This is a genomic window from Pseudomonas nitroreducens (assembly GCF_014204515.1).
GTDB classification, from domain to species: domain Bacteria; phylum Pseudomonadota; class Gammaproteobacteria; order Pseudomonadales; family Pseudomonadaceae; genus Pseudomonas; species Pseudomonas nitritireducens_A.
In genome coordinates this window covers 129,861-142,988 of sequence record NZ_JACHLI010000004.1, presented here as the reverse complement: position 1 = coordinate 142,988, position 13,128 = coordinate 129,861, and the positions used below count along the sequence as shown (strand labels likewise).

The window sequence follows — 13,128 nt, the reverse complement described above, 5'->3', positions numbered from 1 at the left end:
GGCGGCGTGGTGCCCTTTCGCGACAACAACAAGAACGGAGACCACAGATGCCCACCGCCCAGCCTTTGGCTGCACCGGCTTTTGCCAAGCCCAGTTCCCGCTGTATGACGCCCGCCCTGCTGGCTTTCGCCGGGTTCGCTCCGCTGTGCGACGCCGCCGGCTTCATCGAAGACAGCAGCGCCAAGCTCAGCACCCAGAACATCTACTTCAACCGTGATTTCCGCGACGGCGCCGGCCAGTCCAAGCGCGAGGAATGGGCGCAGGGTTTCATCCTCGATTTCCAGTCCGGCTACACCCCCGGCACCATCGGCGTAGGCCTCGATGCCATGGGCATGCTCGGCCTGAAGCTCGACTCCTCGCCCGACCGCACCGGCACCGGCCTGCTGCCGACCCACGATGACGGCCGCGCCGCCGACGAGTACAGCAAGCTGGGCCTGACTGCCAAGTTCAAGGCCTCCGAGACCGAGCTGAAGATCGGCAGCCTGATCCCCGACCTGCCGACCCTGCAGCCCAACGACAGCCGCCTGTTCCCACAGACCTTCGAGGGCGGCCTGCTCAACTCCACCGACCTGCCCGGCCTGAACTTCACCGGCGGGCGCCTGGAGAAGGTCAAGGACCGCGACTCCACCGACTACACCGACCTCGCGCTGAACAACAAGAACCGCCGCTTCTCCGGCGGCAGCGCCGAGGGCAAGCACTATGACCTGGCCGGCGGCGACTATAGATTCACCGACCACCTCACCGGCCGCTACCACTACGCGCAGCTGGACGAGGTCTATCGCCAGCACTTCGTCGGCCTGCTCGCCAGTTACCCGCTCGGCCCCGGCAAGTTCAGCGCGGATGTACGCCTGGCCATCAGCGATGACCAGGGCGAGGCACGCGGCGGCGAGATCGACAACCGCGCCTTCAACGGCCTGCTCGGCTACGCCATCGGCGCCAACAAGTTCAGCCTCGGCTGGCAACAGATGAGCGGCGACAGCGCCTTCCCCTACATCGATGGCAGCAACCCGTATCTGGTGAACTTCGTCCAGGTCGGCGACTTCGCCGAGACCGACGAACGCTCCTGGCAGGTCCGCCACGACTACGACTTCGCCAAGCTCGGCATCCCCGGCCTGACCCTGATGAATCGCTACATCAGCGGCGACAATGCCAGAATCAACGGCATGGACGGTCACGGCCAGGAATGGGAGCGCAACACCGACATCAAGTACGTGGTCCAGAGCGGTCCGCTCAAGGACGTGGCAGTGCGCGTGCGCAACGCCACCTACCGCTCCAGCTTCGCCCGCGATGCCGACGAGACACGCATCTACCTCAGCTACTCCCTGGCGCTCTGGTAAACCGACAACAACAAGAGAGGAATCGACCCATGTCCACCGTCCTGCGCAACCTGACCCTGGCCGGCGCCACCCTGCTCGCCGCCAGCCAACTGATGGCCGAGCCCAAGCGCCCGGAATGCATCGCCCCGGCCTCTCCCGGCGGCGGCTTCGACCTCACCTGCAAGCTGGCGCAGAGCGCCCTGGTGGACGAAAAGCTGCTGGCCAAGCCGATGCGCGTCACCTACATGCCCGGCGGCGTCGGCGCCGTGGCCTACAACGCGGTGGTCGCCCAGCGCCCGGCCGACGGCAACACCATCACCGCCTTCTCCAGCGGCTCGCTGCTGAACCTCGCCCAGGGCAAGTTCGGCCGCTTCGACGAGAACGCCGTGAAGTGGCTGGCCGCCGTGGGCACCAGCTACGGCGCCATCGCCGTGCCCAGCGATTCGCCCTACCAGAACCTCGGCGACCTGGTCGCCGCGCTCAAGGCCGATCCGGGCAAGGTGGTGATCGGCTCCGGCGGCACCGTCGGCAGCCAGGACTGGATGCAGACCGCGCTGCTCGCCAAGGCCGCCGGCATCAATCCGAAGCAGCTGCGCTACGTCGCCCTGGAAGGCGGCGGCGAGATCGCCACGGCGCTGCTGGGCGGGCACATCCAGGTGGGTAGCACGGACATCTCCGACTCCATGCCACACATCCGCGCCGGCAAGATGCGCATCCTCGCGGTGTTCGCCGAGGAACGCCTGAAGGATGAAGGTATGGCCGACATCCCCACCGCCAAGGAACAGGGCTTCGACATCGTCTGGCCTGTGGTGCGCGGCTTCTACGTCGGGCCGAAGGTCAGCGACGAGGACTACCAGTTCTGGAAAGCCTCCTTCGACAAGCTGCTGGCCAGCGAAGAATTCGCCAGGCTGCGCGACCAGCGCGAGCTGTTCCCCTTCGCCATGACCGGCCCGGAGCTGGACGCCTACGTGAAGCAGCAGGTCGCCCAGTACAAGCAGCTCGCCCGCGAGTTCGGCCTCATCCAGTAACGCCCCGTGCCGCGCCGCCTTCAGCGAAGGCGGCGCCAGGAGACTCCCCATGTCCCGTACCAGCCTCTTCCAGCGGCTGTTCGCCGGCGTCTGGCTGTTCGCCTGCGTCGCCTTCGCCCTGATCGCCTGGAACTTGCAGGCGCCCTTCTCCTACGAACCGGTCGGCCCGCGCGCCTACCCGCTGCTCTGCCTGGCCCTGATGACCATCGGCCTGGCCTGGCTGATCGCGCGACCGACGCCGATCAAGCGCGAGGACGACGAGCCCGCGCTGGAAGGTGCGCTGCTGGTCAAGGTGCTGCTGTGCATCGCCGTGCTGGTGGTGTACGCCGGCCTGTTCGAGCCGCTGGGCTTCATCCCGGCGAGCGCCCTGGTCGGCAGCTTCATCGCGCTGATCTACGGCGGTCGCCCGCTGGCCAGCGTAATCACCGCCACGCTGCTCGCCGTCGGCCTCTACGTGCTGTTCGACCGCACCCTGGACGTCCCGCTGCCGCTGGGCATCCTCGACCCTTTGCTCTGAGGAAAAGACCATGGAAACCTTGAGCTACCTCGGGCAGGGCTTCGGCGTTGCCCTCTCACCCTACAACCTGATTACCGCGCTGATCGGCACCCTGATCGGCACCGTCGTCGGCCTGCTGCCGGGCCTGGGCCCGATCAACGGCGTGGCCCTGCTGATCCCGGTGGCCTTCGCCCTCGGCCTGCCGCCGGAGTCGGCGCTGATCCTGCTGGCCGCCGTGTACCTGGGCTGCGAATACGGCGGACGGATTTCCTCGATCCTGCTGAACATTCCCGGCGAAGCCTCCACCGTCATGACCACCCTCGACGGCTACCCCATGGCGCGCAACGGCCTGGCTGGCGTGGCCCTGTCGCTGTCGGCGTGGAGCTCGTTCATCGGCGCCTTCATCGCCACCTGCGGCATGGTGCTGTTCGCCCCGCTGCTGGCGAAATGGGCGATCGCCTTCGGCCCGGCGGAGTACTTCGTGCTGATGGTCTTCGCCATCGTCGCCCTCGGCGGGCTGGCTGGCGACCGACCACTGAAGACGCTGCTGGCGGCGCTGCTGGGGCTGTTCCTGTCCAGTGTCGGCATCGACGCCAACAGCGGCGTGTACCGCTTCACCTTCGACAATATCCACGTCTCCGACGGCATCCAGTTCGTCGTGCTGGTGCTGGGCCTGTTCTCGGTGAGCGAAATCCTCCTGCTGCTGGAGAAGACCCACCACGGCCACAAGATGGTCGAGGCCAGCGGGCGCATGCTGTTCAACCTGAAGGAAGCCAGCGCCGTGGCGGTGGTGAACCTGCGCTGCGGCCTGCTCGGCTTCATCATGGGCGTGCTGCCCGGCGCCGGTGCCACCCTGGCCAGCGCCGTGGCCTACATGACCGAGAAGAAACTGGCCGGTGAAACCGGCAAGTTCGGCAAGGGCGACATGCGCGGCCTGGCCGCACCGGAAACCGCCATCGGCGCTTCCGCCTGCGGCGCCCTGGTGCCGATGCTGACCCTCGGCGTCCCCGGCTCGGGCACCACCGCGGTGATGATCGGCGCGCTCAGCCTGTACAACATCACCCCCGGCCCGCTGCTGTTCCAGGAACAGCCGAACATCGTCTGGGGCCTGATCGCCTCGCTGTTCATCGCCAACGTCATGCTGATCATCCTCAACGTGCCGATGGTCCGGGTATTCACCCGCATCCTCTCGGTGCCGAACTGGGCGCTGGTGCCGGGCATCGCGATCATCACCGCCATCGGCGTCTACGCCGTGCACGCCACCACCTTCGACCTGTTCCTGATGGTCGCCATCGGCATCCTCGGCTACCTCCTGCGCAAGCTCGACTTCCCGCTGTCACCGCTGCTGCTGGGCTTCATCCTCGGCGGGCTGATGGAGCAGAACCTGCGCCGCGCGCTGTCGATCTCCAACGGCGAGCTGGGCATCCTCTGGTCCAGCCCGATTGCCATCGGCACCTGGACGCTGGTCGCGCTGATGCTGGTCCTGCCGCTCTACCGCGCCTGGCGCAAGCGCGCCAACCGCACCCGCGAGGCAGTGGCTGACGCCGCCTGAAGCAACCACGCTCGCCGCGTCGAGACGCGCGGCGATTTTCAAGGCCCGCCTTCGTGCGGGCCTCTTTTTGGCGGCGATCAGGAAGCGTGGGAAACGCGCAGCGACACCGTCCAGCCCTCGCCACTGACCGACTTGGCGCAGACAACTTCGACGACCTTGCGCCGCAGCTCCTGGCCATCCGCCGCAGACAGGCGAATCTCGCCCCAGCGGGTCTCCAGCGGCGCCTTGCAGCGCGCGACGAGGGTCTTGAGGTTGGGTTCGGCGACGGTCCAGTGGGTGTTGTTGCGGGTATTCTCGGCGGCCACGAAAGCGCGGGCCGCCTGGTCGATCTCGTACAGGCCGTGAATCGACTCGCTGGAGCGAAAGTCTTCGAGAGGAGAACCGGCGGCGAGGCAATTCAAGCCGAGCATCAGGCCGGGCAGAATCGCCAGCCACGCACGCCGATTCATCGCAATCACACCGGCGGCAGCGACCAGTCGATGGGCGCGAGGCCGTGCTGTTCGAGGAACTTGTTGGTGCGGCTGAAGTGACCGTTGCCGAGGAAGCCGCGGTAGGCCGACAGCGGCGAAGGATGCGCGGACTTGAGCACCAGGTGCTTCTGCGCGTCGATCAGCTTCTGCTTGCTCTGCGCGTGGGAGCCCCAGAGCAGGAACACCAGGTTCTCGCAGCGCTGGCTGACCACTTCGATCACCTTGTCGGTGAACGGGCCCCAGCCCGCCTGGGCGTGGGAGCCGGCGCGGGCCTGCTCGACGGTGAGCGAGGTGTTGAGCAGCAGCACGCCCTGCTCGGCCCAGTGCTGCAGATAGCCGTGGCTGGGAATCGGCAGGTTGAGGTCGCGTTGCAGCTCTTTATAGATGTTCTGCAGCGAGGGCGGCGTCGGCACGCCCGGCTGCACCGAGAAGCACAGGCCGTGGGCCTGGCCGGGACCGTGGTACGGGTCCTGGCCGATGATGACGACCTTGATGCGTTCCAGCGGGGTGGTGTTCAGCGCGTTGAAGATCAGCGGGCCGGGCGGGAAGATCACCTTGCCGGCGGCCTTCTCCGCACGCAGGAACTCGCCCAGCTGCTTCATGTAGGGCTTCTCGAATTCCTCGTGGAGGGCTTCCTTCCAGCTGGGTTCCAGCTTGATGCGATCTTCGTTGGTCATGGTGCGTCTGCCTGGTGAAACGAACCGGCACGCTAAGCAAGCGTCCCGGCCAAGTCAAGGCGACTTGTGCCGCACCGCCCTGGCCCACGGCAGGCGCGGTATGCCGCTGCTTAGCCCAGCGAATGCCCAGGCACCGATGGCCAGCGTCAGGCCCAGGTGGAACAGCTCGCGGCGCGGAACGCCAGCCAGCTCACCACGGGTACCGATCAGCAGGCCGCTGCCGATGAACAGCAGCGAACCGATCAACGCGAGTGGGTACCGACGCGAACGTCCTGGCCAGGCGATGACCAGCAGCGCGACAAGGTTGGTCAGCAGCGTGACCTGCGACGGCAGCATCACCAGCGCCATGCACACCAGCAGCACCAGCGCGCGCTGCACGGGCGAGCCGGCCAAACGACCCAGCGCGATCAGCGGCAAGCCGATGGCTCCGGAAACGACACTCGCCAGATGATGCGGCTCGGCCAGCGCCTCGACGCCGCCATACTCCAGCGCACCGAGCAGCGCCGCGACGCCCATCGACAGAAATCCCAGCGCCCGCCAGCCATATCGCTCGCGCAAGGCCAGCCAGGCGGCCACGGCGCAGGCCAGGGTCAACAGCAGTTCAGCGATCACGGGCAGCATGGGGGCGTCCTTGTTCTTGTCGTCGCCGCAGACTAGCGGGCCGTGCGCCAGCCTGCACGGTGGCACATGCCAGCCCGGCAGACGCCCTGCGCCAAGCGGACATCAGCCGGTATGCAGCGCCCGGTAATGACTGGGCGCCATGCCCACCACGCTCTTGAACAGCCGCGAGAAGTAGTAGGGATCGGCATAGCCCAGTTGCTCGGCAACCTGGCGTACTTCCAGGTTGCCCTGGTCGAGCAGGCGGCAGGCGTGGGTCATCTTCAGCCGGATGAAATCCTGGATCGGCGCCTGGCCGGTGAGTGCGCGGTAGGTCTTGGCGAAGTGGAAGCGCGACAGGCGAAACTGCGCCGCCAGCTCGTCGAGGTTCAGCGCATCGTGCAGGTGCTCGCGCATCATCGCCTGTACCGCTTCCACGTCCAGCACCCGCCCGGACTTCAGCCGCGCCCGCGCCGGGCGCAGGGCCAGCGAGGTCAGCAGGCTCTGCAGCAGGTGCGCGGCGTGGATGAAGTGCGGCAGGCTCAGGCCCTGCCGACGCAGTGCCAGGAGCGCATCGAATTCGCCGAGGAGGCGCGGCTGCACGCCCACCCGCAGGCGCGGCGACTTGCCCAGCGGGCGGAGGAAATCCTCGGCCAGCCGGCCTTCCAGATGGACCCAGAAGATCGACCAGGGCCGCTGCGGATCAGCCCCGTAGGCGTGGGCGCGGCCTTTTGGCAGCACCAGCAGATCGCCACCGGCGACCTCGAATCGTCCATCCGCCGTTTCCAGCCAGCCGTGCCCGGCGCTGCAGTAGATCAGCAGGTGGTCGTCCGGAGTCTCGCGCTGCATGCGGTGCCCCACCGCCGCCGGGTAGTAGCCCAGGGCCAGCGGATAGCAGGCCTGGCCGAGCGGGTGGCGATCCAGCGCGCGGCGCAGGCGCGGCGGTGTGATGAAGCGCACGCCCTGCTGCGGCAGCGGCCAGGTGGAGATCAGCGGACGGGACATGGGCGGTAATCCGGGAGCGGCAATACCAAGATCGTCCATCCCCGACACAAGATCGTCAATCCACAGCCGCCAGCGCAACCGCTATAACCGCAGTCAAAGCGTGCCGCGCGCACGCCGCTGTAGCCGACAAGAACAAACAGAGGTAGCTGCATGCATTTCGATCTGTCCGAAGAACAACGCCTGCTGGTGGACAGCGCCCGCGCCTTCGCCAGCCGCGAACTGGCGCCCCACGCCGCCGACTGGGACCGCCAGCACCACTTCCCGGTGGAGGTGATCCGTCGCGCCGCCGAGCAGGGTTATCTGGGCCTGTACATCGCCGAGGAAGACGGCGGCCTGGGCCTGTCGCGGCTGTCCGCCTCGCTGATCTTCGAGCAACTGGCCGCCGGCTGCGTGGCCACCACCGCCTATATGACCATCCACAACATGGCCAGCTGGATGCTTGCCAGCTTCGGTGACGCCGCGCTCAAGGAGCAGTGGCTGCCGGGGCTGATCGGCGGAGAACTGCTGGCCTCCTACTGCCTCACCGAACCGGACGCCGGCTCCGATGCCGCGCGCCTGCGCACCCGCGCCAAACGCGACGGTGACGACTACGTGCTGGATGGCGCCAAGACCTTCATCTCCGGCGCCGGCTCCACCGACGTGCTGATCGTCATGGCGCGCACCGGCGAGGAAGGCGCCAAGGGCATTTCCTGCTTCCTGGTGCCGGCCAACGCCGAGGGCATCCGTTACGGCCGCAACGAGGACAAGATGGGCTGGAAGGCGCAGCCGACCCGCACCATCACCTTCGAAGGCGTGCGCATCCCCGCCGGCAACCGCATCGGCCCGGAAGGCCAGGGCTTCGTCTACGCCATGAAGGGCCTGGACGGCGGCCGCCTGAACATCGCCAGCTGCTCCCTCGGCGCGGCCCAGGCGGCGCTGGAGCAGTCGCTGCGCTACGTCGAGGAGCGCAAGCAGTTCGGCAAGGCGCTGGCCGAGTTCCAGGCCCTGCAGTTCAAGCTCGCCGACATGCTCACCGACCTCACCGCCAGCCGACAGATGGTGCGCCTGGCCGCGCACAAGCTGGACCACAAGGACGGCGAAGCGACCCTGTATTGCGCCATGGCCAAGCGCTTCGCCACCGACCGCTGCTTCGCCCTGTGCAACGAGGCGCTGCAACTGCACGGCGGCTACGGCTACCTCAACGACTACCCGCTGGAGCGCTGGGTGCGCGACAGCCGCGTGCACCAGATTCTCGAAGGCACCAACGAGATCATGCGGGTCATCGTCGCCCGCCGGCTGCTGGAGCAGGGTGGGATGCTGGACCGCCTGCTGTGATCCGCCGCCAAATTCGGAGTGGGCGGATACAACCCTCTCCCCCGCCCTCTCCCTGAAGGGAGAGGGAGCAGATCGTGCCGACTGACACCAATATTTCATCCTGCACCGAACGGTCCCCTCTCCCTTCAGGGAGAGGGTTAGGGAGAGGGAAGCCCTGGCACGTAATGGAAAAATCGCCCGGATTACGGGCGCCAACTGAACAGATCGGACATGGACGCACCCCGCCGCGCGCGCCTAGAGTCCATGCCCATACGCCCGCCAGCCGGCGGCACCGACAAGGAGATGGCAAATGAGCAACGCCCTGGAGCCCTACAAGCCCGGAGTCTTCGACCTGACCCACAAGCTGACGGTGGAGAAGCACGGCCACACCGCGCTGATCACCATCAACCATCCGCCGGCCAACACCTGGGACCGCGACTCGCTGATCGGCCTGCGCCAGGTCATCGAACACCTGAATCGCGACGACGACGTCTACGCCCTGGTGGTGACCGGCCAGGGGCCGAAATTCTTCTCCGCCGGCGCCGACCTGAACATGTTCGCCGACGGCGACAAGGCCCGCGCCCGCGAGATGGCCCGCCGCTTCGGCGAAGCCTTCGAGGCGCTGCGCGACTTCCGCGGCGTGTCCATCGCCGCGATCAACGGCTACGCCATGGGCGGCGGCCTGGAGTGCGCCCTGGCCTGCGACATCCGCATCGCCGAACGCCAGGCGCAGATGGCCCTGCCCGAAGCCACCGTGGGCCTGCTGCCCTGCGCCGGCGGCACCCAGGCGCTGCCCTGGCTGGTCGGCGAAGGCTGGGCCAAGCGCATGATCCTCTGCGGCGAACGCATCGATGCCGACACCGCCCTGCGCATCGGCCTGGTCGAGCAGGTTGTCGATAGCGGCGAAGCGCGCGGCACCGCCCTGCTGCTGGCGGCCAAGGTCGCCCGGCAGAGCCCGGTGGCGGTACGCACCATCAAGCCGCTGATCCAGGGCGCACGCGAGCGCGGCCCGAGCACCTGGCTGCCGGAGGAGCGCGAGCGCTTCGTTGACCTGTTCGACGCCGACGACACCCGCGAAGGCGTCAATGCCTTCCTCGAGAAACGCGATCCGCACTGGCGCAACCAATAAGGGCCCGACGATGAATGTGATGTTCGAAGAACGCCCCGGCCTGCATGGCTTCCGCATCGGCGTGGTGACGCTGGACGCGGAGAAGAGCCTGAACGCCCTGAGCCTGCCGATGATCGAGGCGATGAACCACCAGCTGCGCGTCTGGCAGGACGACGCGCAGATCGCCTGCGTGGTGCTGCGCGGCAACGGCGGCAAGGCCTTCTGCGCCGGCGGCGACGTACGCAAGCTGGTCGATGCCTGCCGCGAGCGGCCCGGCGAGGTACCGGAGCTGGCGCGGCGCTTCTTCGCCGACGAATACCGCCTGGACCACCTCATCCACACCTATTCCAAACCGCTGATCTGCTGGGCCCACGGCTACGTGATGGGCGGCGGCATGGGCCTGATGCAGGGCGCCGGCGTGCGCATCGTCACCCCCAGCAGCCGCCTGGCCATGCCGGAAATCAACATCGGCCTGTATCCCGACGTCGGTGCCAGCTGGTTCCTCGCCCGCCTGCCGGGCCGCCTCGGCCTGTTCCTCGGGCTGACCGCGACGCAGATGAACGCCCGCGACGCGCTGGACCTGGACCTCGCCGACCGCTTCCTGCTCGATACCCAGCAGGAAGACCTGATCGAAGGCCTGGTGCAGCTGAACTGGCGCGAACAGGCTGACGTGCAGCTGCACAGCCTGCTCCAGGCGCTGGAGCACGAGGCCCGCGGCGAGTTGCCCGAAGCCCAGCTGCTGCCGCGCAGAGAGCGCCTGGACGCGGTGCTGGACTGCGCCAACGTCGCCGAAGCCTGGAACGCGCTGACCGCGCTGACCGACGACGCGGATGCGCTGATCGCCAGGGGCGCGAAGACCCTCGCCTCGGGCTGCCCGCTGACCGCCCGTCTGGTCTGGGAGCAGATCCGTCGCGCACGCCATCTGTCGACTGCCGAAGTCTTCCGCATGGAGTACGCGATGAGCCTGAACTGCTGCCGCCACCCGGAGTTCCCGGAAGGCGTGCGCGCCCGGCTGATCGACAAGGACAACGCGCCGCACTGGCACTGGCCGGATATCGCTGCCATACCTGATGCTGTGGTGAATGCGCACTTCGACGCGACCTGGGAGGGCGAGCATCCGCTGGCGGACCTGTAGCCGCGGCGGTCGTCCCCTGTAGGAGCGAGCTCGCTCGCGAACGGCTTCGCTGCGGGGCCGGTTCGCGAGCAAGCTCGCTCCTACATGATCCATGCAGCGCTGGAGTGCTTCTGTGGTTGAACAGGAGGAAACCAGCATGCAAACCATCGCCTTCATCGGCCTCGGCCACATGGGCGCCCCCATGGCCGCCAACCTGATCAAGGCCGGCTACCTGCTGCGTGTGTTCGATCTGGTGCAGAGTGCCGTCGACGGCCTGGTCGTCCAGGGTGCCAGCGCTGCGCGCAGCGCCCACGACGCGGTGGACGGCGCCGACGTGGTGGTCACCATGCTGCCGGCCAGCCAGCACGTCGAGGGGCTCTACCTCGGCAACGAAGGCCTGCTCGAACACATCGCCCCCGGCACCCTGGTGCTGGAGTGCTCGACCATCGCTCCCGCTTCGGCGCGCAAGGTCCACCAGGCCGCGGCGGACAAACGCATCCCGATGCTCGACGCCCCGGTCTCCGGCGGCACCGGCGGCGCCATCGCCGGCACCCTGACCTTCATGGTCGGCGGCGACGCCGAGGTGCTCGAACGTGCCCAGCCGGTGTTCGCCGCCATGGGCCGCAACATCTTCCACGCCGGCGGCGACGGCGCCGGCCAGGTCGCCAAGGTGTGCAACAACCAGTTGCTCGCCGTGCTGATGATCGGCACCGCCGAATCCCTAGCCCTGGGCGCCGCCAACGGCCTGGACCCGGCGGTGCTGTCGGAGATCATGCGGCGCAGCTCCGGCGGCAACTGGGCACTGGAGGTGTACAACCCGTGGCCCGGGGTGATGGAGAACGCCCCTGCCTCGCGCGGCTACAGCGGCGGCTTCATGGCCTCGCTGATGACCAAGGACCTGGGCCTGGCCCTGGAGACCGCCCAGGTCAGCGGCAACAGCACGCCCATGGGCAGCCTGGCGCTGGCGATATACCGGCTGCTGGTGAAACAGGGGCACGGTGAGCAGGACTTCTCGGTGGTGCAGAAACTCTTCGATCAATGACGCCATTGTGAAGTCAGGCTTACGAGTGCATGGCGCCGGCACGGCTTTATCCCCTGCCCCGCCGAGTCGAAGATGGATCACCGGCCGCCAGCGTGCGGCAGCCTCTCCCACAAAAAGGTGATTCCATGAAACTTGCCCTGATCGGCGCCACCGGCCACGTCGGCCATTACTTCCTCGAAGAGGCCCTGCGTCGCGGCCACACGGTGACGGCGCTGGTGCGCGATCCGGCGAAGCTGCCGGCGCGGGACAACCTCAAAGTGGTCCAGGCCGATGTCTACGACCCGGCCCAGGTTGCCCGCGCGGTGGCCGGCCAGGATGCAGTGGTCAGCGCCTTCAATGCCGGCTGGGGCAACCCGGACATCCGTGGCAGCCACGCCAAGGGCAGTCGCGCCATTCTTGATGGCGTGAAAGCTTCCGGCGTGAAGCGCCTGCTGGTCCTCGGCGGCGCCGGCAGCCTGGAGATCGCTCCGGGCCAGCGCCTGGTGGACAGCCCGGAATTCCCCGAGCAATGGAAACAGGGCGCACTGGGCGCGGCCGACGCGCTGGACCAGCTGCGCGGCGAAAAGGAACTGGACTGGGCCTTCCTCAGCCCGGCCATGCTGCTCGACGGCGAAACCCGCACCGGCAGCTTCCGCCTCGGCGGCGACCAGGTACTGTTCGATGGCAACGGCGAAAGCCGCATCTCCCTGCCGGACCTGGCGGTAGCGATGATCGACGAGGCCGAGCAGGCCAACCATCACCAGCAGCGGTTCACCGTAGCCTACTGATGAAGTCGACAGCCCCGCCCGCAGGCGGGGCCGTCATGATCAGCGCTTGACCTCGAAATCACGCCCCCAGAGGCGAATCGACTGCACGGCCGCTGTCGGCCCTTCGAACACGAACTTCTGCCGCACGCCCGTCTTCGCCGGGATGGTCACGTCGTCCGGATTGATCGGTCCCGACAAAGGCGAGCTGGAGTAGCCCTCCTCGTCGATGGCCAGCAAGGCGCCGGTCTGGCGCAGGTTGATCAGCCGCAGCGGCTTGTCGGTAGCGTTCTTGAACCCCAGCAGAGCCGTCAGGTTGCCGTCTTCGGAGCTTTCGACCTTGAGCAGCTGCACGCTGACCTGGCCCTCCATCTGCGCGAGGCTGGAGACCACGATCGAGCCGTCGCTGCCCTGGGCCGACTCGCGGCCTTCGGTGACACCATCCGAGACGCCCCCGAGCAGGTTCTTGCCCGCGGAAATGGCCGAGGATACCGCCGCCTTGGCGGAGTCCTTGAGGGCGCTGGAGCCAGCAGCTGCATCTTCGGCAAAGGCCCTGGACGTGCCCAGGGCGGCCAGCAGCGCCAGGGTCAGCAGTGAAATCCTGTTCATGATCGAGCTTCCGTTGCGGCGAATGGAGAAGAGCCCAAGGTTGCCGTCGCACTGCGGAAAAAGCGAGAGGAAGAGTAC

At 67.6% G+C, this 13,128-nt stretch carries 14 protein-coding genes; 9 read left to right on the top strand and 5 right to left on the bottom strand.

The window, feature by feature from the left end; translation table 11 throughout:
• Positions 1-47 precede the first annotated feature (47 nt).
• The 4 genes from HNP46_RS07140 to HNP46_RS07125 are packed head-to-tail and all read left to right on the top strand — an operon-like array spanning position 48 to position 4,392.
• Complete coding sequence (locus HNP46_RS07140) at positions 48-1,337, top strand: OprD family porin (protein ID WP_184587230.1); 1,290 nt, start codon at positions 48-50, stop codon at positions 1,335-1,337.
• Positions 1,338-1,366: 29 nt separating this feature from the next.
• On the top strand, positions 1,367-2,344 hold the full coding sequence (locus tag HNP46_RS07135) for a Bug family tripartite tricarboxylate transporter substrate binding protein (RefSeq protein WP_184587229.1): 978 nt from the start codon (positions 1,367-1,369) through the stop codon (positions 2,342-2,344).
• A 49-nt stretch (positions 2,345-2,393) separates the two neighbouring features.
• Entirely contained in the window at positions 2,394-2,861 is a 468-nt protein-coding gene (locus HNP46_RS07130; RefSeq protein WP_184587226.1) for a tripartite tricarboxylate transporter TctB family protein, read from the top strand.
• Between the two features lie 10 nt (positions 2,862-2,871).
• Positions 2,872-4,392, top strand: a complete 1,521-nt coding sequence (locus HNP46_RS07125; RefSeq protein WP_184587224.1) for a tripartite tricarboxylate transporter permease — start codon at positions 2,872-2,874, stop codon at positions 4,390-4,392.
• Between the two features lie 77 nt (positions 4,393-4,469).
• Here HNP46_RS07125 and HNP46_RS07120 read toward each other — a convergent pair whose 3' ends face one another.
• From HNP46_RS07120 to HNP46_RS07105, 4 genes are all read right to left on the bottom strand, one after another.
• Positions 4,470-4,841: a hypothetical protein gene (locus HNP46_RS07120; RefSeq protein ID WP_184587222.1), complete on the bottom strand. Its 372-nt coding sequence runs from the start codon at positions 4,839-4,841 to the stop codon at positions 4,470-4,472.
• Positions 4,842-4,846: 5 nt separating this feature from the next.
• Positions 4,847-5,539, bottom strand: coding sequence for a uracil-DNA glycosylase (gene ung, locus HNP46_RS07115; protein ID WP_184587220.1), 693 nt, complete (start codon positions 5,537-5,539; stop codon positions 4,847-4,849).
• Between the two features lie 54 nt (positions 5,540-5,593).
• Positions 5,594-6,160 carry a hypothetical protein gene (locus HNP46_RS07110; RefSeq protein ID WP_184587218.1) on the bottom strand — a complete coding sequence of 189 codons (567 nt, stop codon included), beginning with the start codon at positions 6,158-6,160 and terminating at the stop codon, positions 5,594-5,596.
• Between the two features lie 102 nt (positions 6,161-6,262).
• Positions 6,263-7,141, bottom strand: a complete 879-nt coding sequence (locus tag HNP46_RS07105) for an AraC family transcriptional regulator (RefSeq protein ID WP_184587216.1) — start codon at positions 7,139-7,141, stop codon at positions 6,263-6,265.
• 150 nt (positions 7,142-7,291) lie between these two features.
• Here HNP46_RS07105 and HNP46_RS07100 point away from each other — a divergent pair, with 150 nt between their 5' ends.
• The 5 genes from HNP46_RS07100 (at position 7,292) to HNP46_RS07080 (ending at position 12,465) form a co-directional block, all read left to right on the top strand.
• On the top strand, positions 7,292-8,455 hold the full coding sequence (locus HNP46_RS07100; RefSeq protein WP_184587214.1) for an isobutyryl-CoA dehydrogenase: 1,164 nt from the start codon (positions 7,292-7,294) through the stop codon (positions 8,453-8,455).
• A gap of 289 nt (positions 8,456-8,744) precedes the next feature.
• Positions 8,745-9,563: an enoyl-CoA hydratase gene (locus HNP46_RS07095; RefSeq protein ID WP_184587212.1), complete on the top strand. Its 819-nt coding sequence runs from the start codon at positions 8,745-8,747 to the stop codon at positions 9,561-9,563.
• 10 nt (positions 9,564-9,573) lie between these two features.
• A complete protein-coding gene (locus HNP46_RS07090; protein ID WP_184587210.1) occupies positions 9,574-10,677 on the top strand; it encodes an enoyl-CoA hydratase/isomerase family protein in 1,104 nt (367 codons plus the stop codon).
• Positions 10,678-10,813: 136 nt separating this feature from the next.
• Positions 10,814-11,698, top strand: coding sequence for a 3-hydroxyisobutyrate dehydrogenase (gene mmsB, locus HNP46_RS07085; RefSeq protein WP_184587207.1), 885 nt, complete (start codon positions 10,814-10,816; stop codon positions 11,696-11,698).
• A gap of 125 nt (positions 11,699-11,823) precedes the next feature.
• Entirely contained in the window at positions 11,824-12,465 is a 642-nt protein-coding gene (locus HNP46_RS07080; protein WP_184587205.1) for an NAD(P)-dependent oxidoreductase, read from the top strand.
• Between the two features lie 39 nt (positions 12,466-12,504).
• On the opposite strand, the gene HNP46_RS07075 is transcribed toward HNP46_RS07080, so the two are convergent.
• A complete protein-coding gene (locus tag HNP46_RS07075; RefSeq protein WP_184587203.1) occupies positions 12,505-13,050 on the bottom strand; it encodes a hypothetical protein in 546 nt (181 codons plus the stop codon).
• Between the last annotated feature and the right edge of the window lie 78 nt (positions 13,051-13,128).

Coding starts and splice junctions, on each gene's coding strand:
- HNP46_RS07140 (WP_184587230.1), top strand. CDS start 48: ATGCCCACCGCCCAGCCTTTGGCTGCACCGGCTTTTGCCAAGCCCAGT.
- HNP46_RS07135 (WP_184587229.1), top strand. CDS start 1,367: ATGTCCACCGTCCTGCGCAACCTGACCCTGGCCGGCGCCACCCTGCTC.
- HNP46_RS07130 (WP_184587226.1), top strand. CDS start 2,394: ATGTCCCGTACCAGCCTCTTCCAGCGGCTGTTCGCCGGCGTCTGGCTG.
- HNP46_RS07125 (WP_184587224.1), top strand. CDS start 2,872: ATGGAAACCTTGAGCTACCTCGGGCAGGGCTTCGGCGTTGCCCTCTCA.
- HNP46_RS07120 (WP_184587222.1), bottom strand. CDS start 4,841: ATGAATCGGCGTGCGTGGCTGGCGATTCTGCCCGGCCTGATGCTCGGC.
- ung (WP_184587220.1), bottom strand. CDS start 5,539: ATGACCAACGAAGATCGCATCAAGCTGGAACCCAGCTGGAAGGAAGCC.
- HNP46_RS07110 (WP_184587218.1), bottom strand. CDS start 6,160: ATGCTGCCCGTGATCGCTGAACTGCTGTTGACCCTGGCCTGCGCCGTG.
- HNP46_RS07105 (WP_184587216.1), bottom strand. CDS start 7,141: ATGTCCCGTCCGCTGATCTCCACCTGGCCGCTGCCGCAGCAGGGCGTG.
- HNP46_RS07100 (WP_184587214.1), top strand. CDS start 7,292: ATGCATTTCGATCTGTCCGAAGAACAACGCCTGCTGGTGGACAGCGCC.
- HNP46_RS07095 (WP_184587212.1), top strand. CDS start 8,745: ATGAGCAACGCCCTGGAGCCCTACAAGCCCGGAGTCTTCGACCTGACC.
- HNP46_RS07090 (WP_184587210.1), top strand. CDS start 9,574: ATGAATGTGATGTTCGAAGAACGCCCCGGCCTGCATGGCTTCCGCATC.
- mmsB (WP_184587207.1), top strand. CDS start 10,814: ATGCAAACCATCGCCTTCATCGGCCTCGGCCACATGGGCGCCCCCATG.
- HNP46_RS07080 (WP_184587205.1), top strand. CDS start 11,824: ATGAAACTTGCCCTGATCGGCGCCACCGGCCACGTCGGCCATTACTTC.
- HNP46_RS07075 (WP_184587203.1), bottom strand. CDS start 13,050: ATGAACAGGATTTCACTGCTGACCCTGGCGCTGCTGGCCGCCCTGGGC.